Annotated in this window: 1 protein-coding gene; it reads left to right on the plus strand. The window is 68.2% G+C overall.

Going from position 1 to position 626, the window contains the following annotated elements; all coding sequences use genetic code 11:
* The coding region (locus tag HR9077_RS20025) for a type VI secretion system Vgr family protein (RefSeq protein WP_136069071.1) at positions 1-626 on the plus strand (626 nt) is incomplete at both ends.

Consider the following 626-nt stretch of genomic DNA (forward strand, 5'->3'; position numbering starts at 1 on the left):
AACGCGCTGCCGGTCTCGGCCCAGCTCCAGGCGCTACCCGGCAGCCTGCAGCCCCGGCTCGACGCCGCCAAGAAGGCGCACGGTCTCGAGGCAGAAACGGCCGATCCCACCGGTGAACGCCTTGCGGATTACACCACCGGAGGCACCGGCCACTTCCTGGTCGATCTCGAGGCCCAGCGACGCACCCAGCCCTACCGTCACCCGCTGGTCCATCAGCGTCCGGTGATCGGCGGGCCGCAGACCGCCACCGTGGTCGGCCCTGCCAATGAGGAGATCCACACCGATCATCTCAACCGCGTCCGCGTCCAGTTCCACTGGGACCGTCAGGGCCAGCACGACGAGAATTCCAGCGTCTGGCTGCGGGTCTCCCAGCCCAACGCCGGCGCCGGCTGGGGCGGTGTGTTCGTGCCGCGTATCGGTCAGGAAGTCCTCGTCGACTTCCTCGAAGGCGACGCCGACCGCCCGCTGATCACCGGCCGGGTCTACAACGGCGAGCAGCCCCCCGACTGGCACAGCCACGGCCTGCTCTCCGGGTTCAAGAGCAAGACCTATCGCGGCAGCAAGTACAACGAACTCGTCTTCGACGACGCCACCGACCAGGAGCGGGTGCGTCTCAACTCCGAAGC

Source organism: Modicisalibacter radicis, assembly GCF_900961225.1.
In the GTDB taxonomy this organism is placed as follows: Bacteria; Pseudomonadota; Gammaproteobacteria; order Pseudomonadales; family Halomonadaceae; genus Modicisalibacter.